The organism is Rhodococcus pseudokoreensis, assembly GCF_017068395.1.
GTDB classification, from domain to species: Bacteria; Actinomycetota; Actinomycetes; order Mycobacteriales; family Mycobacteriaceae; genus Rhodococcus_F; species Rhodococcus_F pseudokoreensis.
This window is the reverse complement of the sequence record NZ_CP070619.1, coordinates 6,498,446-6,516,005: the sequence shown is the minus strand read 5'-3', so window position 1 is coordinate 6,516,005 and position 17,560 is coordinate 6,498,446. Positions and strand designations below refer to the sequence as shown.

Here is a 17,560-nt window from a genome sequence, read left to right as displayed (position 1 = left end):
GCCACCGGCGTGTGGGCTCGACCGACTGCAGGGCAGCCGAAAGGTCAGAGGTTGCGCAACCGCACGATCTCCTTGTCGAACTCGTCGATGCTCTCGACGGAACTCATGTGGCCGACGCCGGGCAGCACGATCAGCCGCTCGAGGTGACCGGCCTCGTCCAGGACGCGAGCGAGCTTGCGGGCATGGACGGGCGGGGTCAACCGATCCATGGAACCGACGAGCACCGTGGTCGGGACGTCGAGGTGGTCGAGTGCTTCGTGGATGTCGAGGCCGCTGAGCGCGGCACCCCAGCCGCCGCGGATGCGCGGCTTGCAGTCCCGGACGATGTTCTCGCAGAACTGGACCTCGGCACGAGTGGCGTTCGGCGACATCGACACGTACTGCAGCGCGCGCGTCATCACGGGCGAAGACACCAACGGAACCGGTGTGCTCAGGACGGCGCGACCGACCGGAACCGGCACGCGCGGAAAACGATTCGGCAACGGGATGACGGTGGTCTCGGCGACGAGCCGGTCGCAGGCGGTGCTGGCGAGCAGGACTGCCGACGCGTATTTCTTCACCTCGTCGGCGTGCCGGCCTGCCCACGCCATGATGCTCATGCCACCCATGCTGTGACCCACGAGGACGGCCTTCTTGTCGTCACGCACCGTCGCCTTCAGCACCTCCGACAGGTCGTCGGCGAGGACGTCGGGACCGAGCGGAAGCGAGCCGACCGAGCTGCGGCCGTGCCCACGCTGGTCGTAGGTGATCACCCGGTACTCGCCCGCGAGCGCATTCACCTGCGGGTACCAGTATTCGGTCGAACAGGTCCAACCATGGCTGAGCACAATGGGATCGCCGTCCACCGGACCGTAGGCGCGAACGTACAGCGTCGCGCCGTCGTCGGTGAGGATCTCCGTCACGTCCGGGCGCAGATCCGGGGTGCGCAGCAACTCGTTCGGGGCCACCTCGGTCGACAACGTCAACCCACGGGTGGCGCGCTTGTGACGGATCGCCGCTGCCGCGGCGACGACGGCGCCGGCCCCTGCTGCGCCTGCGAGCGCCCGGAAGGCGATGGTGCGCGAACTGCTGGTCATTCTTACCCCTGTCCTGTCTAACTTGCCCTGTTGGTGTCTGTGCCCGACACCGGACCCGGTGTCTCGCCGAGTTGCCGGGCCGCCCGCTCGAGGGCCCGGGAGATCTGCTCCTCCATCGCCTGTTCGAACAGCGACTGGACGGCGTCGTGCGCGAGGGGACGCATCTGGTCGACGAGCCGCGCGATGTCCGAGACCTTCGCCTCGTCGAGTTCGAGCGACTCACCCTCGGCGGCGAGATAACGGTCCGCGACGACGGCGACGAACCGTGCGGCGACGTCCGAGAGGTCGCGTCGCACCGCCGCGGTCTGCTCGAGGACGTCCTCGAGCGGGATGCCTGCGTCGACGAGGACCTGCGCCGCCTCGACCAGTCGCGGATCGTCGACCGAATAGTCGTCCCCGGCGGGAACGAGCACACCCAGTTCGGTGCCGCGGGCGATGTTGGCCTCGGTGGTCTGCGCCCCGAACATGCGTTTCAGCTCGGCGATCGTGAGGCGTGCCGCGCGCCTGCGCTTCTTCCAGCGGCTGCCCGGGTCGTCGGTCTCCAGAACGTCCTTGACCTGCAGTCCGTAGTGCGCGGCGGTGAGCAGTTCGCTGATGGTCGCGAACGTGTAGCCGCGATCGAGCATCCGCCCGATCAGGTGCAGCCGCGCGAGGTGCGACTCGTTGTACCACCCCGTGCGCCCCTGCTTCCGCGGCGGCGGGAGCAGTCCGCGGTCCTGGTAGACGCGCACGTTGCGCACGCTCACCCGCGCCTCGCGTGCGAGGTCGTCGATCCGGTATTCCCTCGCGGACATGTCAGCTCCCTCGGTCGCCGTATAACCACAATAGCATTGTCACAATGCCCATTGTCATCGTTAGGGCGCGAAAGAACCCCCCACTCCACAGGACCATGAGGGGCGAGCGGTGCCTAACGGGCAGGAATGCCTACCAGCGGGGTCCGCGCTGCACGTCGTCGACGCGGGGCCGTACGTCCACGAGATAGACGCACACCGCGACGACCGCGACGATGCCGAACAACTGCACGGCCGGGAACAGCAGGAGGACGAGAAACGCGACCGCGAGAATGCTCAGCCAGATCGGTTTGCTCAATTTGTCCACGGCGGTGAACGCGTCCTTGCGCTGGCGAGCCGCGTGGAACAGCGCGTACGCAGCACCACCCAGAGCGACGATGCGAATCACCAACAAGATCACCGAGACGACGCCGTCAACTTGAATCACAGCCCCATCCTACGAGGTGGGCACGCAAACGGCCCCCGCACCGAACGTGCGGGGGCCGAAAAGCGTGAAGGATCAAGCCTTCTTGACCGGAGCAGCCTTCTTGGCCGGAGCGGCGGCCTTCTTGGCCGGAGCCGGCGTTGCCGCAGCCTTGGCCGGTGCGGGAGCAGCCTTCTTCGCGGGAGCGGCAGCATGCTTGGCCGGGGCCGCCTGGTCGGCGCGAGCCTGAACGTCGGCCGCGGTGGCGGTGACGCGATCGGCAGCGCCCTTCGACGCTTCCTCGGCCTGGTCGCCCAGGTCGAGCACCTTCAGGGCAGCCTCGTCGCCGGCGTCGGCGATGGCCTCGCCGAGTCCCTCGGCGGTGTCGGAGATGCGGCCCGAAGCGCGGCCCGCGAGCTTCGCGGCCTGCTCGCCCACGGCGCGCGTCTGGCGGGCCACGGTGCCGAGAGCTTCCTCGGTCAGCTCGACGGCGTCACCGAAGGCGGTCTCGGCGCGGCCGATGCCCTCCTCGACGACCGGCTGCTTGCGGATGCGCTCGACGGTGTCCTCGCCGCGCTCGGCGAGCGACGTGTACAGGTCGGATGCGACCTTCAGGTAGGCCTCGGCGACCTTGCGCAGCTCGTCGGCGGTGAACTTCTCCCGCAGCTCGGCGAGCTCCTCGGGCAGCTCGGACGGCAGTCCGGCGAGGCGGTCGCGAAGGTTCTCGACACCCTCGGTGACCTCTTCCTGCAGTCCGGCGAAGCGCTCCTTGGCGCCGCCGACTCGCTCTTCGACGTCACCCTGGGTGGACTCGGCGCGCGAGCGGACCTGGGCGACGACGTCGGCCACGGCCTGCACCACGACGTCTCCGGCACCTACGGCCGCGTACAGCGAGGTCTTGACGCTGTCGATGGTCTTCTGGTCAGTCATCGGCTTTCTCCTCTTCAACGGTGGGGGGTTCTGGTTCCGGCGTCTGGGAATCAGAACGCTGGTGTTCTTCTGTCCGAAGCTCGGACGTCCGGGATTCGGCCGCTTCCGCCGATTCGTTCTCACGACAGAACGATTCGTAGATCTCGAGCAGCACCTGCTTCTGCCGCTCGGTGATGGCCGTGTCCGCGAGCAGAGCATCACGGAGGGGACCGTGTGGCCGCTGCTCGAGGTAACCCGCCTGGACGTACAGGACCTCCGACGAAACCCGGAGCCCCTTGGCTATCTGCCCAAGCACCTCGGCCGAGGGCTTGCGCAACCCACGTTCGATCTGACTCAGATACGGATTACTGACACCGGCCAGCTGCGCCAGCTGCCGCATCGACACCTGGGCTGCTTCGCGCTGCGCACGAATGAAACCTCCGATGTCGTGAGCGGCGTTGCTGACTACGCGAGCTGCCAGATCTCCTGCACCGGCCGCATCGCGGTCATCGCTGGCCATCAGTCCTCCGTGTTGCTGGGCAGCACCAAGCCTAAAGCAGGGTGCTAGCAATTGCAAGCACTCTGCTAGCACCCAGCTAGCGGCACCGTTCCACGCAGGACGTCAGCCGAACAACAACGTCGAAAACGTGTAGATCAGCAGTCCCGCGATCGCACCGACCACGGTGCCGTTGATGCGGATGAACTGGAGATCGCGTCCCACCTGGAGTTCGATCTTCTTCGACGCCTCCTCGGCGTCCCAGCGCTCGACGGTGTCGGAGATGATCGCGGTGATCTCGTCGGTGTAGTGGACGACGACGTAGCGCGTGCCCGCGAGCACCCACCCGTCGACCTTGGTCCTCAGTTCGTCGTCGTCACGCAGCCGCTCGCCGAATCGCACGACGTTCTCCGCGACCTTCGTGCGCAGCGTGCTGTCCGGGTCGTCGACGGACTCCATGATCAGGCGCTTGGCGACCTTCCACGTCGCCGCGGCGAGGCCGGTCACCTCCTCGCGTCCCATGATCTCGGCCTTGATCTTCTCGGCCTTCTCCATGGTCGCGGGATCGTTCTGCAGGTCGTCGGCGAAGTCGACGAGGAAGCGGTTGGCCGCCTGCCGCACCTCGTGCTCCGGGTTGGACCGCACCTTCCAGGTGAATTCGACGAGTTCCCGGTGGATCTTCTCGCCGAGCATGGCGTCCACGAACTTGGGCGACCAGGCGGGCGAATCGCGGCTGACGATCCGGTCGATGGTCTCCTGACTCCCGAGCGCCCATTGATGCGCCCGCTCGGCGAGCAGATCCAGGATCGGCAGCTGCCGGTTCTCACGGAGCAGTTCGCCGAGCACCCGCCCGATCGGCGGCCCCCACTGGGGCTCGGCCAGCCGGCGCACCAGAGTGCTGTCGATGATCTGCTGCACGTCCTCGTCGCGCAGGATCTCGACGAAGCCGCGCAGGATGGTGGCAGTCTCGGCGGCGACCCGCGCGGCGTGCTTCGGCTGCGCCATCCACGTGCCCAGCCGGAGCGGGATCTCCGCGGCCTCCACCTTGGCGGACACCACCTCGGGGGCCAGGAAGTTCTGGCCGACGAAGCTGCTGAGGCTCGCCCCCAGCTGATCCTTCTTGCGTTTGATGATCGCGGTGTGCGGGATCGGCAACCCCAGCGGATGCCGGAACAGGGCCGTGACCGCGAACCAGTCGGCCAGCGCGCCGACCATGCCCGCCTCCGACGCCGCCCGCACGTAGCCGACCCACGCCCCCGCGCCCTGCGATTCCTGCCACCGGCACACGAGGTAGACCGCGGTGGCGAAGACGAGGAAGCCCGTCGCGACAGCCTTCATCTTGCGAAGATCGCGACGCTTCGCATCGTCGTCGAAAGCGGAAAAGCTCAATTGATCCACAGACGCCATTGTGCCCAAGGTCGACGCGGGGGCGGTCGCCCAGCCGCTGGACGCGCGCCCGCACAGACGGCGTTGTGCCGTGCGACAAGACCCGCGCACTAAGCTGACAGGAGATCGCGACACGAAACGGATGTGAAGAGAGTCAGTGGCGAACGACGGCGTGAAGGATCCCGAGCAGGTGACCGAGTCGATGACGAAGCTGGACAAGGCGGCAAAGCCCGATGGGCGCAAGCGCCGCTGGCGTGAGCACAAGATCGCGCGCCGAGAAGAACTCGTCGACGGAACGATCGCCGCCATCCGCCTGCGTGGACGGGACATCGGCATGGACGAGATCGCGTCCGAGATCGGCGTCTCCAAGACCGTGCTGTACCGCTATTTCGCGGACAAGAGCGATCTGACGAACGCGACCATGGCGCGGTACGTCGAGACCACGCTCGCTCCGCGGATCTACGAGGCCATCGGCGGAGACCTCGACGACTTCGAGTTGACCCGCGCCACCATCACCGCGTACGTCGAGACGGTGGCGTCGGATCCCGACGTCTACCTGTACATCATGGCCAACGGTTCCGGCCCCGGCCGCGAGACGGTCGCGGACTCGGAGCGGATGATCGCCGAGGTGCTGTCCACCGTGCTCGGCGAGCGGTTGCGGCAGATGGAGATGGACTCCGGCGGCGCAGTCCCGTGGGCGTACGGAATCGTCGGCGGTGTGCAACTGGCCACCCACTGGTGGATCTCCAACAGGTCGATGTCGGTCGAGGACCTGATCAACTACCTCACGATGATGACCTGGGGTGGAGTCACGGGCATCGCCGCGGTCAACGGCTCGCCCGCCCGCTTCAATGCGATCCCGCACCCGCTGCTGCCGCCTGCCGACGCGACCGAATAGGCGCAGATCCATTCTTGTGTAACTAGCAGTTACAGGTAAACTTCCCTGTGTGAACGAACACGAGGAAGAAGAAGAGGGCTACCGCGGCCCCGCCGACGTCGTCGTCGGCGACCGTCCCGCCGTCACCGTAAGGGTCCAGTTGGCGGGGAACTTCGAACCCATCAGCGGTCGGTACGTCTGGCACGGCCGGGTCCGCGCCCTGACGGACGCACTCGGCGCGGACACAGACCTGTCCGCAGGCACGGAACTTCGGATCACCGGCCCGGAAGGCACGGCCACCGCCCGGATCACCGGAGTGGACCTCTGGGGAAGCCATCTCGTCGACGGAGTGACGCCCCCGCCCTTCAGCCGGGTGTGAACTCGAAGTCCGCCGGATCGACCTCCCGCGTCTGCCGCCAGTAGCGCACGGTCGAGCCCGGCCAGATCGCGCGGTTGACGCCGTGCGAGTCCAGATACCAGCTCACGCATCCGCCGCGGGACCACACTCCCTTCGACAGCTTCCGCTGGATGGCGGCGTTGAAACTGCTCTGCACCGCAGGCCGGACGACCGCGGCGTCGGCGCCGCGGCGGTCGACGAGATCCATCAGCCGGAGGACGTAACGAATCTGCGACTCGATCATGAACACCACCGAATTGTGACCGAGCCCGGTGTTGGGGCCGAACAGGAAGAACGCGTTGGGGTAACCCGCGACGGTGATACCGAGGTGGGTGCGGATCCCGTGCTCCTCCCATTCGTCGGCGAGGCGCCTGCCGTCGACCCCGGTGAGGTCGAACCTGTCGAAGCCGTCGGTGACGTGGAATCCGGTGGCGTAGATGATCGCGTCCACGTCCCGCTCCGTCCCGTCCCCCGCGACGATGCTGTGCGGACGGATCTCCGCGATGCCCTCGGTGATCACGACCGACCTCGGCGAGATCAGCGCCGGGTAGTACACGTTCGACCCGAGGATCCGCTTACAGCCGATGACGTAGGACGGGGTGAGCTTGCGGCGGAGTTCGGGATCGGTGACGGTCCTGTTCAGATTCCCCCGCGCCGCGCTCTCGATCGGCCGCATCAGGCGGAAGTGCCCGTTGAACCCGAGCGCGAGCGATTCGTATGTCCAATAGACCGCGGCACGCGCCATCCGTCGCGCCAACGGGACCCGGCCGAACAGTCGCCGCGCCTTCGGCGGAATGCGGAAGTTCAAGTCCGGAATCACCCACGGCGGCGTCCGCTGATACAACTGCAGTTCGGCGACGTCGCCCACGATTTCGGGAACGAACTGAATGGCGCTGGCGCCCGTGCCGATCACCGCGACCTTCTTGCCCCGCAGGTCGTAGTCGTGGTTCCAGCGCGCCGAATGGAACGCGGTGCCCTCGAACGTGCCGGCTCCGGGCAGATCGGGGACGTTCGGGATGTGGAGGGCGCCGATCCCGGACACGACGAACTGGGCGACGTACTCGTCGCCCGACTCGGTGTGGATGTGCCATCGACGGTGTTCGGCGTCCCAGTGGCCGCCCGTCATCGTGCGGCCGAAATGGATGTTGCGCCGCAGGTCGTACTTGTCGGCCAGTCCGCGCAGATAGTCGAAGATCTCGGCCTGCCCCGACCACATCCGCGTCCAGTCCGCGTTCGGCTCGAACGAGAACGAATACAGGTGCGAGGGCACGTCGCACGCACAGCCCGGGTACGTGTTCTCCCGCCACGTGCCGCCGACCTCCCGCGCCTTCTCCAGCAGGATGAAGTCGTCGCGCCCACGCTTGCGTAGCTGGATGGCTGTGCCCAGACCGGAGAACCCGGTCCCGATCACCAGGACACGGCAACGATGCACCTCGCCGACCACACCTCCATGTAACGCTCCTGTGGCACTGTCTGTACATGGCAGAGAACGCACGCGGATTCTGGACGACGCCGGCAACCGAGGCTCTGCGGCCACACCCGGGCCGGCGGATCGCCGAACTCGACTGCGGGAGCACACCCGGATTCGTCGGCGACAAGTCGGACGGCCTCCAGCTGTTCGAGGAGCGCGGCGCGGTGCTGTCCGCCCTGCAGGAGAAGCTCTACGCCAACGGCCGATCCGGCGACCGGCGGTCGGTGCTCCTCGTGCTCCAGGGCATGGACACCGCGGGGAAGGGCGGGATGGTCCGCCACGTCATCGGGCACGTGGACCCGCAGGGTGTCGATCACGCCTCGTTCGGTGTTCCCACTCCCGAGGAGAAGCGCCACCACTTCCTGTGGCGGATCGGCAAGGCCGTCCCCCGCGGCGGCCAACTCGGCGTGTTCGACCGGTCGCATTACGAGGACGTGCTGGTGGTGCGGGTTCACGATCTCGTGCCCGAGGCAATCTGGAGGGGCCGCTACGACGAGATCAACCAGTTCGAGAAGGAACTGGTCGCAGGCGGCACGACCCTGGTCAAGGTCGCGATGTTCGTGTCACTCGACGAGCAGAAGTCGCGGTTGCGCGAGCGGTTGGAGCGCCGCGACAAGTACTGGAAATACAATCCCTCGGACGTCGACGAGCGCTTGCTGTGGCCGGCATATCAAGACGCGTATCAGGCCGTGCTCGACCTGACGTCGACCGACTACGCGCCGTGGCACGTGGTTCCGTGCGACCGCAAGTGGTACAGCCGGCTGGCGGTCACCGAACTGCTGATCGACGCCCTGGAGAAACTCGACCTCGATTGGCCGCCCGCCACTTTCGACATCGACGCGGAGAAGCGGCGGCTCGCGGAATCCTGACGCCGACCGGAAGTGCCGCAGTCAGAAGAGGTGCGGCGTTTCGTGATGCAACCTGTGGTCGTGGCGCACGGTTCCGCCGTACAGCGCCATCGCTCCGGCCAGTGCGACGACGCACAGAGATCCGGCGATCACCGCCCAGCCGCCCTGCCCGGATCCCGCGGCGACGAGGAATCCGCCGAGACAGACCACCGAGAGCAGAACCAGTGCGAAGCTGACCCAAGCTGCGAAGAGATTGAGTTTCATTGCACTCACCTCACCTTCGAGAACGTGGTCCCGACGCTACGCCCGACCTGCACCGACGACAAGGCGGACCGGTTTTCTTCGGGCCACCCTGGGTAACCGGAAGGCATGAACCTCGAGAGCGTGTTCCGGAAAGCGGAGGCCGCCCGGTTCCTCGACGGCGGCAGCCGGTTTCTGCAGCAGCGGATCCAGGGGGCACTCGGTTCCTCCGACGCGGGCCCGTTGTTGCGCGGGTCCTGGCTCGGGCACCCCGTGCATCCCGTTCTCGTCAGCCTCCCCATCGGCGCGTGGGTCGGCGCGAGCGTCTTCGATCTGGCATTCCGCGATCACGTCGGCGCACGCAGGCTGATCGGCCTGGGACTGCTCGCCACTCCCCCGACGCTGATGACCGGCTGGGCGGACTGGGCCGACCGCGACACCGTTCAGCGCCGCGTCGGCCTGATCCACGCCGAGGCCAACGCCATCGGTGTCGTGGCCATGCTCGCGTCCTATCTTCGCCGCAGGCACGGGACGGACGGACGCGCTGTCGCCACCAGCACCGCGGGACTCCTCGCGATCGGCATCGGCGGCGCGCTCGGCGGGCATCTGACCTACGCAATGGGCGCAGGAGTCGACGAGGTGCGGGAGGGTCCGCGATCGGACTCGCCCCTCACCTCGGTGGGATGAAGAATCGAGGAACGTCATGATCGTGCTCGGACTGATCTTGCTCCTGATCGGATGGCTGGCCGGCATCAACTGGCTCTGGACCATCGGCATCATCCTCGTGGTGATCGGCGTGGTCCTGTGGATTCTCGGCGCGACCGGGCGCGCGGTCGGCGGCAGGCGTCGCTGGTATTAGAACGCAACACCGGCCGGCTCGTGTCACCCGTCCCGTGACAGAATGCGAGTCGGTCGGTTTACAAACCCGAACTTCGGGAATCCCCGTGGCATGACGGCCATTCATCGCGAACCCAGACCTCCCGTGTGCGGCGGGCAGCCGATGAGAACGGCCGCAGTCGGCACCTCGAGACGATTACGGATTTCGATGGTCTCCGCCAACGCCAGTCCCCTCGACGTGTCGGACGGCGCCGACGTCGGAGGGCAGAGCATTCATCTCGCCGAATTGTCGGCGGCCCTCACGAGAGAGGGCCACGACGTCACGGTCTACACGCGGGCGGAGAGCGAAGACGCCCCGGAGCGCGTCACGACCGCGAGCGGGTACACCGTCGTGCACGTCCGGGTCGGCCCCGCACGGCCGATGCCGGAGGCCGAGATCCTGCCGCTGATGGGGGCATTCGGCAGCTTCCTGAAGTCCGAATGGGAGGCCGAGCGGCCCGACATCGTCCACGCCCACTACTGGATGTCCGGGATCGCGACGCAACTCGCGGCCCGCACACTCGGCATTCCCGTGGTCCAGACGTTCCACGCCCTCGGAGTGGTCGAGCAGCGGTTCGAGCACGCGGACACGTCGAGCACGCACAACCGAATTCACCTGGAGCAGTTGATCGCCCGCGGCGCCACCCGAGTGGTGGCGACGTGCACGGACGAGGTCTTCGAACTGTCCCACCTCGGACTGCCCCGCTCACGCACGTCCGTCGTTCCGTCCGGCGTCGACGTCAAGGAGTTCACGCCCGACGGCCACGCCGACGAGAAGGGCAAACGCCACCGCCTCGTCATGGTCGGCAGGCTGGCGCCGAGCAAGGGCTTCGACACCGCCATCGAAGCGCTCACCCACTTCCCCGACACCGAACTCGTCATCGCGGGCGGACCGGCTGCCGACGACGTCGCCGACGACCCCGAAGCGTCCAGACTGCTGACGCTGGCCCGTGAGACGAAGGTGCGCAACCGGGTACGGATCGTCGGCCGGGTGCCGCGAAACGCCATGCCCGCGCTGCTGCGGTCGGCGGACGCCGTCGTGTGCACCCCGTGGTACGAGCCGTTCGGCATGGTGCCGCTCGAGGCGATGGCCTGCGGCACCCCGGTGGTGGCGTCCGCCGTGGGCGGCATGCGCGACACGGTGGTCGACGGCATCACCGGACGCCTGATCTCCCCGCGCAACCCGGTCCGCCTGGCCGAGGCCCTGCGGCAGATCTTCGACGACGACGCCCTGCGCACGGGATACGGCATGGCGGGCTGCGATCGCGCCCGCGCCCGCTACTCGTGGGACCGGGTCGCCACCGACACCCTTCGTGCCTACGGCCGCTGCGTGTCGGCCCCTCCGCGCACAAGTCGAACCGGCGCCCACTGAACTCGGGCGCCGGTTCGGCCGGTTCGGCGGCTTACGCCGTTCGGCCGTGCCAGGCCCCGAGGGCGCTGTCCACGGACGCGAAGCAGGGGAAACTCGACTCCTGGCCCGCCGCCCTGAGCAACCGGTAGACCGGCCGGCCGCAGATCATCGCCCACGTCCGCCCGTCCCGGACGTTCGTCGCGTGGACGGTGTCGAGCACCGACAGTCCCGCAGTTCCGATGAAGTCCACCTTCGACATGTCGAGGATGAACTGCCCCTCGGGCGAGATCCGCGTGCACACGTAATCACGGAACCCAGGTGCACTGAACAGGTCGATCTCGCCCCGCACCCCTACCAACATCACCCCGGAACCGAGCCGCTCGGAAGTGAATTCCGCGCTCGCACAGCGTGTCGGAGCGGAACCGACGGCCGCGAGCGTTACTCTCGGCTTGTACGTGGTACCGAACTCCGTGCCCGAACACGCCATTTCAGGTTCTGGGACCCCTTGACCAACAGACATGGCTCACCCCATCTCGAACATTGAGAGGGGAAGCGGAGCACCTGCAGACAGACCCGACCTCGGACACATGACACTGTCTGCTACGGCAGCGCTTCCCGACATCGGCTGTGTGTTCAACCTCGGTTCGAGACTACTCCCGCCTGTGATGTGTCACAAGGAAATAACAGATACTGGGGCCCTCATTTGCCCTGGTGAGCGATTACAAACCGTTATGCACGGTTGTGCGGGCAGAAACAGCCGCCACGACACGTTCTGCGACCACCCGAAGTTTGACGTTCTCGCGCTGCGAACGAGTCACGAGGACGTCGAATGCGGTCTCGGCGTCGAGACCCCGCAACGCCATCACGATTCCCTTCGCCTGATCGATGACGGAACGGGAACGGAGTGCGATACGCAATTGCTCGATCAGATTTCTCGCCTCGCCGTACCGCCGCGCGTTGCGCACCGCGACCGATGCGGCCTCGACGTACAACTCGAGCACCGATTCGTCCATCCGGTGGAAGGCGTGCGGCAACAGTCCGTACAGATTCAGTGCGGCCGGCTGCTCCGGGCAGGGCAGCGGCACGGACAGATAGCTGTGGACGCCTACCGGTTCGGAACTCGCGGCGTACGCCGGCCACCTGTCGTACGCGGCGGCACGGTCGGCACGCACTGGTTCGCGGGAGCGCATGGCGTCGAGCGCGGGGCCCTCACCGAAGCGGTACTGCAACTCCTCGAGTGCCGCGACGTCGTCCGAGGTCGCCGCCGCCGTCACCGGACCGGTCGCCCGGAGAACGGTGACCCCGGCCATCGCCGCACCCGGGAACGTCGACACGATCCGACGGCACACCGTGTTCAGCACGATCTCGAACTCGTCCTCGGGCTCGAGCAATTCGAGCACGGAGTCGAGCGAGACGGTGACCGCGTCGGCGTCGACGTCACTTGTCAACGTGTGCAGGTGAATCTCGTCAGGCATCCCACTCACTCGTCTCCCGTGACCGCCATGACCCTGCCGAGGGCCTCAGGAACGCTGATCGTGCCGCCCACACTACCCGCGCAAACGTACTGATCGGACTGGTTTGATCGGTCCTGTTCTGCGGTATTCCACCTGCGGTGTCGCCGGATCGCTACCCTGACTTCTCAGCAGCGCGAGCCGACCCACCGCTCGCCGACAGCACGGTACGCCCTACCCGGAGGTCTCATGGCCATCGCCAAGACAATCGAACCCGACCAGGATCACACACATCCCGTCGTCGAACTGCGCGTGCGGGCAACGCCCGATCAGCTCTCCGTACTGCGCGCCCTGGCAGCCACCGTTGCCATCCACGAAGACTTCGACCTCGACTCCATCGCCGACATCAAACTGGCCATGGACGAGATCTGTACCCAGCTGATCGTCCGCGCGACACCGGATGCACTTCTGGTGTGCCGGCTTCAATTTCTCGACGGCACCTTGCGAGTCGACGTTTCGAGCACCACCAGCTCGGTCGACTCCCTCGGCGAGCGTTCGTTCGCCTGGCACGTCCTCAACGCCCTCACCGATTCGCTCGACCTGAGACAGGAGCCCGACCCCTCCACCGCGGGTTTCGTCACCACCATGGAATTCACCAAGGTGAAGAACGGCCTGAGTCTGTGACGTCCCATACTCACAGTGGGGGGCACACGGCCCGTTGGCCGGACGAGTATCAGGACGTCACAGCAATGTTTCAACAAATGGCAGCCCTCGACGAGGACGATCCCCGGCGCAGCAGACTGCGCGACGCCGTCGTGACTCGCTGCCTGCCACTCGCCGAACACATCGCACGCCGCTTCGACGGCCGCGGCGAGGCGCACGACGACCTGGTGCAGGTCGCGCGCCTCGGCCTGGTCAACTCGGTGGACCGGTTCGACGTGGAGCGGGGATCGGACTTCGTGTCGTTCGCCGTCCCCACCATCATGGGCGAGGTCCGGCGGCACTTCCGCGACACCGGGTGGGCCGTCCGGGTACCCCGCCGGATGAAGGAACTGCACCTCGCTCTCAGCCAGGCCGTCGCCGAACTGTCGCAGAGCCTCGGCCACGCCCCCACGGTCAGCGAACTCGCCGAGCATCTGGACCTCGAACAGGAGGAGGTGGCGCAGGGACTCCTCGCAGGCAACGCCTATCAGACCGTCTCCGTCGACAACACCTCCTCGGACCGGACTGGCGAGCTGTCCATGGTGGAGACGCTCGGCGACTACGACGCCGCGATGGACGACGTCGAGAACCACGAGACTCTGCGCCCCCTGCTCCAGTCACTGCCCGAACGGGAGCGGACCGTCCTCATGCTGCGGTTCTTCGGCAACATGACCCAAACCCAGATCGCCGACCGCGTCGGCATCTCGCAGATGCACGTGTCCCGCCTGCTCGCGAAGACCCTGGCGTCGCTGCGAGATCAACTCGGTGACGCGTAGGTCAGATCGTTGCCGTGTCGATCACGAATCGGTACCGCACGTCGCTGCCGACCACGCGGTCGTAGGCGCCGTCGATCTGCTCCGCCGAGATCACCTCGATCTCGGCGCCGATTCCGTGTTCGGCGCAGAAGTTCAGCATCTCCTGCGTCTGAGCGATGCCGCCCACCATCGAACCGGCCAGACTGCGACGGTTCGCCGCGAGGCTGAACGCGCGCACCTCGATCGGCTTCTCCGGCAACCCCAGTTCGACGAGGGTGCCGTTGATCGCGAGCAGCGACATGTACGCGTCGATGTCGAGATTCACCGACACGGTGTTGACGATGAGGTCGAACTGTCCGCGCAACTGCGTGAACGTGCCCGGATCCGAGGTGGCGTAGTAGTGGTCGGCGCCGAATTTCAGGCCGTCGCCCTTCTTGCCGAGCGACTGGCTGAGCACGGTGACCTCGGCGCCCATCGCATGCGCGATCTTCACGCCGACGTGTCCGAGACCGCCCATCCCGATGACGGCGACCTTCTTGCCCGGGCCGGCGCCCCAGTGGGCGAGCGGTGAGTACAACGTGATGCCCGCGCAGAGCAGCGGCGCCGCGACACCCAGTTCGAGGCCGTCCGGGATGGACAGGACGAAGTGTTCCGTCACCACGATGTGCGTCGAGTAGCCGCCGTGCGTCCGCTCGCCGTCGCGCCCCGTGGCGTTGTACGTCCCGGTCACCCGGTTGAAGCAGTACTGTTCCTCGTCGGCCCGGCAGGCGTCGCATTCGCCGCAGGAGTCGACGAAGCAGCCGACACCGACGCGGTCGCCGACCCGATGCTTCGTGACGTCGGAGCCGACCGCGCTCACCACGCCCGCGATCTCGTGACCGGGCACGACCGGGTAGTGGGTGCTGCCCCATTCGTTGCGGGCGGTATGAATGTCGGAATGGCAGATGCCGGCGAACTTGATCTCGATCAGAACGTCGAGCGGTCCGAGTTCGCGGCGCTGCACGGTGGTCTTCTCGAATCGGCTGTCGGCGGACGTGACTGCATATGCGGCTGCGGTAACCATGCTTACATGCCTACATGTTTGCGCGACCGAACGCACGTTCGGGGCCACCGCTTCCGCGGTGACCCCGAACACGCCTGAGGAATCAGTCCTCGGATTCTTCCTTCTCGGACCGCCTGCGCAGACGCCTCGCGGCCGCCACCAGGTTGCGCAGCGAAGGCTCGAGCTGCCAGTAGTGGCGGGTCTTCAGGCCACCGTCAGGGTTGGCCCACAACCGTTCGAGTGACACCGACTCGCTCGCCTCCGTGAGCAGTTCGTCCAACTCGTCGATGTCCGGAATCCGGGCCGACCGGCTCTCGTACACACCCGGACCGACCCCGTGGGTCAGCGCCCGCTCCTTGATGGCATCGAGCACCCACGTGATCGAACGCGTCGCCACGATCGCCGTCACGTCCGCATCGAGCCGTTCGATGGCGTCGACCACCGACGCCCGGCTCGTGTACGTGAGGTGCGTGTGGATCTGCGTCTCCGGTTTCGCCGCACCCGTCGCGAGACGGAACGCGTCGACCGCCCACTCGAGATACGCCTCGCGGCCGTTCTCGCGCAACGGCAGCAGTTCCCGGATGGCCGGCTCGTCGACCTGGATGATCGCGATACCCGCCGCCTCCAGGTCGGCGATCTCGTCACGGATCACCAGCGCCAACTGGTCGGCCGTCTCGTACAGCGGCTGATCCTGGCGGACGAACGACCGCGCGATCATCGTCACCGGACCCGTCAGCATGCCCTTCACCGGCTTGTCCGTCAGCGACTGCGCGTACGCGATCCATTCGACGGTCATCGGCTTCGGCCGCGACACGTCCCCGTAGAGGATCGGGGGACGTGTACACCGCGAACCGTAAGCCTGCACCCAGCCGTTGTGGGTGAAGGCATACCCCTCGAGAAGCTCCGCGAAGTACTGCACCATGTCGTTGCGCTCGTGCTCACCGTGCACGAGGACGTCGAGACCGATGTCCTCCTGCAACCGGATCGTGCTTTCGATCTCCGCCTGGATCCGCGTGTAGTACTCGTCCCACTCCAGGCGCCCCTGCCCCAGCTCGTACCGGGCCTTCCGGATCTCGGTCGTCTGCGGGAACGAACCCAGCGTCGTCGCCGGAACCAGCGGCAGGTTCAGCCGCTCCTGCTGCGCGACCCGCCGCTCCTCGTACGGGGCCCGGATGCGGTCGTCCGGCTTGATCGCGTTGACCCGCGCGCGCACCGCATGCTTGAGCTTGAAGTGCACCGACGTGGGACGCTTGCGCCACTTGTCCGACGGGCCCTCGGTCAGCGCCTTGGCCAGCGAGACCACCTCACCGACCTTCTGCTTCGCGAACGCGAGCCGGTCCGCGACATCACCCGGGATGTCGTACTCGGACAGCACGTCGTACGGCACGTGCAGCAACGACGTCGACGTCGAGACCACGAGATCCGGCACGACGTCCTTCAGCGTGTTCAGGTACGTCAGCGTGTTGTACCGGTCGACGCGCCACACGTTCCGGCCGTCGACCACACCGGCGTAGATGCGCTTGCGCTTCATCCCCGGGATCTTCGCCAGCTCGTCGGCACTGAGCCGATGACTGACGAGATCGAGTCCGAGCGCCTCGACCTTGGTCGACGCGAGGATCGCGAGAGCCTCCCCGAGATGCCCGTACGGGCCGGTGACGAGGATGCGGGGGCGCAGCGGCGCGTGCGACAACTTCTCGTACACCCGGGCCAGCGCCGCCAGCTCTTCCGGCGTGCGGTCCTCGGTGAACGACGGCTCGTCCAGCTGGACGCACGTGGCGCCGGCCTTCGCCAACTGCTCGAACAGCAGCTCGTATTCCGGCAGCAGCTCGTCCAGCAGATCGAGGGTCGAGAAGCCGTGCCGCTTCGACGTCGGACCGACCTTCGACAGCAGGAGCAGCGACACGGGCCCCAGCACGACGGGACGCAGTTCGATCCCGCGTGCCTTCGCCCGCTCGAACTCGTCCAGCAGGGTCTCGGACCGCAGCGAGAACTCGGTATTCTCGTCCAATTCGGGCTGGCGGTAGTGGTAGTTGGTGCCGAAGAACCGCACCAGCTCGAGCGGCGGGAAGTCCGGCCTGCCCCGTGCCAGCGTGAAGTAGAAGTCCAGCGGATCGAGCTGCTTCTCGAGCGACGCGAACCGCTCGGGGACCGCACCGAACAGCAGCGCGTTGTCGAGTACGTGGTCGTAGTAGGAGAACGTGTTGCCCGGGACCTGGGTCAGACCGGTCGCGGCGAGCTCACTCCACGTCTCCTCCTGGAGATCCCGGGCGACGGCGACGAGTTCTTCCCTCGTTCCCCCGCCGTGCCAGTAGGACTCGAGGGCACGCTTGAGTTCGCGGCGAGGTCCGATACGGGGATACCCCAGGATGCTGGATCCGTATGCTGCGGTGCTGGACATGCGGTCGACCTTTCTGGGCTCAGTCCGGTGGCTGAGAATGCCTCTGGGCTCGATGCACCTGTGCGCCTCTCACAACCGCCGGAGGTCGTGA

At 66.9% G+C, this 17,560-nt stretch carries 20 protein-coding genes; 8 read left to right on the top strand and 12 right to left on the bottom strand.

Going from position 1 to position 17,560, the window contains the following annotated elements; genetic code table 11:
• Window positions 1–44: 44 nt before the first annotated feature.
• The 6 genes from JWS13_RS34865 to JWS13_RS34840 form a co-directional block, all read right to left on the bottom strand.
• The gene (locus tag JWS13_RS34865; RefSeq protein WP_206009967.1) at window positions 45–1,076 is read right to left on the bottom strand and encodes an alpha/beta fold hydrolase; all 1,032 of its coding nucleotides are present in this window, start codon (window positions 1,074–1,076) and stop codon (window positions 45–47) included.
• A 17-nt stretch (window positions 1,077–1,093) separates the two neighbouring features.
• Complete coding sequence (locus tag JWS13_RS34860) at window positions 1,094–1,870, bottom strand: MerR family transcriptional regulator (protein WP_206009966.1); 777 nt, start codon at window positions 1,868–1,870, stop codon at window positions 1,094–1,096.
• Between the two features lie 130 nt (window positions 1,871–2,000).
• Window positions 2,001–2,294 (bottom strand): DUF2516 family protein, encoded by a 294-nt coding sequence (locus tag JWS13_RS34855; protein WP_005251878.1) that lies wholly within the window; start codon window positions 2,292–2,294, stop codon window positions 2,001–2,003.
• A 72-nt stretch (window positions 2,295–2,366) separates the two neighbouring features.
• The gene (tadA, locus tag JWS13_RS34850; protein ID WP_206009965.1) at window positions 2,367–3,200 is read right to left on the bottom strand and encodes a major lipid droplet protein TadA; all 834 of its coding nucleotides are present in this window, start codon (window positions 3,198–3,200) and stop codon (window positions 2,367–2,369) included.
• Window positions 3,193–3,699: a helix-turn-helix domain-containing protein gene (locus JWS13_RS34845; RefSeq protein ID WP_012689029.1), complete on the bottom strand. Its 507-nt coding sequence runs from the start codon at window positions 3,697–3,699 to the stop codon at window positions 3,193–3,195. The genes tadA and JWS13_RS34845 overlap by 8 nt, the downstream gene beginning before the upstream one ends.
• 102 nt (window positions 3,700–3,801) lie before the next feature.
• A complete protein-coding gene (locus JWS13_RS34840; RefSeq protein ID WP_206009964.1) occupies window positions 3,802–5,073 on the bottom strand; it encodes a DUF445 domain-containing protein in 1,272 nt (423 codons plus the stop codon).
• Between the two features lie 190 nt (window positions 5,074–5,263).
• Here JWS13_RS34840 and JWS13_RS34835 point away from each other — a divergent pair, with 190 nt between their 5' ends.
• Both JWS13_RS34835 and JWS13_RS34830 read left to right on the top strand, forming a co-directional pair.
• A complete protein-coding gene (locus JWS13_RS34835) occupies window positions 5,264–5,959 on the top strand; it encodes a TetR/AcrR family transcriptional regulator (protein ID WP_225858509.1) in 696 nt (231 codons plus the stop codon).
• Window positions 5,960–6,008: 49 nt separating this feature from the next.
• Window positions 6,009–6,317 (top strand): DUF4873 domain-containing protein, encoded by a 309-nt coding sequence (locus JWS13_RS34830; RefSeq protein ID WP_206009963.1) that lies wholly within the window; start codon window positions 6,009–6,011, stop codon window positions 6,315–6,317.
• Here the strand turns inward: JWS13_RS34830 and JWS13_RS34825 are convergent.
• Window positions 6,304–7,779 carry a flavin-containing monooxygenase gene (locus JWS13_RS34825; protein WP_206009962.1) on the bottom strand — a complete coding sequence of 492 codons (1,476 nt, stop codon included), beginning with the start codon at window positions 7,777–7,779 and terminating at the stop codon, window positions 6,304–6,306. The two genes, JWS13_RS34830 and JWS13_RS34825, sit on opposite strands and share 14 nt — an antisense overlap.
• A gap of 35 nt (window positions 7,780–7,814) precedes the next feature.
• Here JWS13_RS34825 and JWS13_RS34820 point away from each other — a divergent pair, with 35 nt between their 5' ends.
• Window positions 7,815–8,675, top strand: coding sequence for a polyphosphate kinase 2 family protein (locus JWS13_RS34820; RefSeq protein ID WP_206009961.1), 861 nt, complete (start codon window positions 7,815–7,817; stop codon window positions 8,673–8,675).
• 21 nt (window positions 8,676–8,696) lie between these two features.
• Here JWS13_RS34820 and JWS13_RS34815 read toward each other — a convergent pair whose 3' ends face one another.
• A complete protein-coding gene (locus JWS13_RS34815; RefSeq protein WP_124396073.1) occupies window positions 8,697–8,918 on the bottom strand; it encodes a hypothetical protein in 222 nt (73 codons plus the stop codon).
• Window positions 8,919–9,023: 105 nt separating this feature from the next.
• Here JWS13_RS34815 and JWS13_RS34810 point away from each other — a divergent pair, with 105 nt between their 5' ends.
• From JWS13_RS34810 to JWS13_RS34800, 3 genes are all read left to right on the top strand, one after another.
• A complete protein-coding gene (locus tag JWS13_RS34810) occupies window positions 9,024–9,581 on the top strand; it encodes a DUF2231 domain-containing protein (RefSeq protein WP_124396072.1) in 558 nt (185 codons plus the stop codon).
• 16 nt (window positions 9,582–9,597) lie between these two features.
• Window positions 9,598–9,753, top strand: coding sequence for a DUF6131 family protein (locus tag JWS13_RS34805; protein WP_087559280.1), 156 nt, complete (start codon window positions 9,598–9,600; stop codon window positions 9,751–9,753).
• Window positions 9,754–9,939: 186 nt separating this feature from the next.
• The gene (locus JWS13_RS34800; RefSeq protein WP_206009960.1) at window positions 9,940–11,142 is read left to right on the top strand and encodes a glycosyltransferase; all 1,203 of its coding nucleotides are present in this window, start codon (window positions 9,940–9,942) and stop codon (window positions 11,140–11,142) included.
• A gap of 31 nt (window positions 11,143–11,173) precedes the next feature.
• Here the strand turns inward: JWS13_RS34800 and JWS13_RS34795 are convergent, their stop codons facing one another.
• The gene (locus JWS13_RS34795) at window positions 11,174–11,482 is read right to left on the bottom strand and encodes an STAS domain-containing protein (protein ID WP_241032615.1); all 309 of its coding nucleotides are present in this window, start codon (window positions 11,480–11,482) and stop codon (window positions 11,174–11,176) included.
• Between the two features lie 358 nt (window positions 11,483–11,840).
• Window positions 11,841–12,596, bottom strand: coding sequence for a GAF and ANTAR domain-containing protein (locus JWS13_RS34790; protein WP_206009958.1), 756 nt, complete (start codon window positions 12,594–12,596; stop codon window positions 11,841–11,843).
• Between the two features lie 225 nt (window positions 12,597–12,821).
• Between JWS13_RS34790 and JWS13_RS34785 the strand changes: the two genes are divergently transcribed.
• Together JWS13_RS34785 and JWS13_RS34780 are read left to right on the top strand one after the other, a co-directional pair.
• The gene (locus JWS13_RS34785) at window positions 12,822–13,256 is read left to right on the top strand and encodes an ATP-binding protein (RefSeq protein WP_206009957.1); all 435 of its coding nucleotides are present in this window, start codon (window positions 12,822–12,824) and stop codon (window positions 13,254–13,256) included.
• The gene (locus JWS13_RS34780; protein ID WP_206009956.1) at window positions 13,253–14,050 is read left to right on the top strand and encodes an RNA polymerase sigma factor SigF; all 798 of its coding nucleotides are present in this window, start codon (window positions 13,253–13,255) and stop codon (window positions 14,048–14,050) included. The genes JWS13_RS34785 and JWS13_RS34780 overlap by 4 nt, the downstream gene beginning before the upstream one ends.
• A 1-nt stretch (window position 14,051) precedes the next feature.
• Here JWS13_RS34780 and JWS13_RS34775 read toward each other — a convergent pair whose 3' ends face one another.
• A complete protein-coding gene (locus tag JWS13_RS34775) occupies window positions 14,052–15,092 on the bottom strand; it encodes an NAD(P)-dependent alcohol dehydrogenase (protein WP_206009955.1) in 1,041 nt (346 codons plus the stop codon).
• Between the two features lie 82 nt (window positions 15,093–15,174).
• Window positions 15,175–17,469, bottom strand: a complete 2,295-nt coding sequence (gene metE, locus JWS13_RS34770; protein WP_206009954.1) for a 5-methyltetrahydropteroyltriglutamate--homocysteine S-methyltransferase — start codon at window positions 17,467–17,469, stop codon at window positions 15,175–15,177.
• Window positions 17,470–17,560 lie beyond the last annotated feature (91 nt).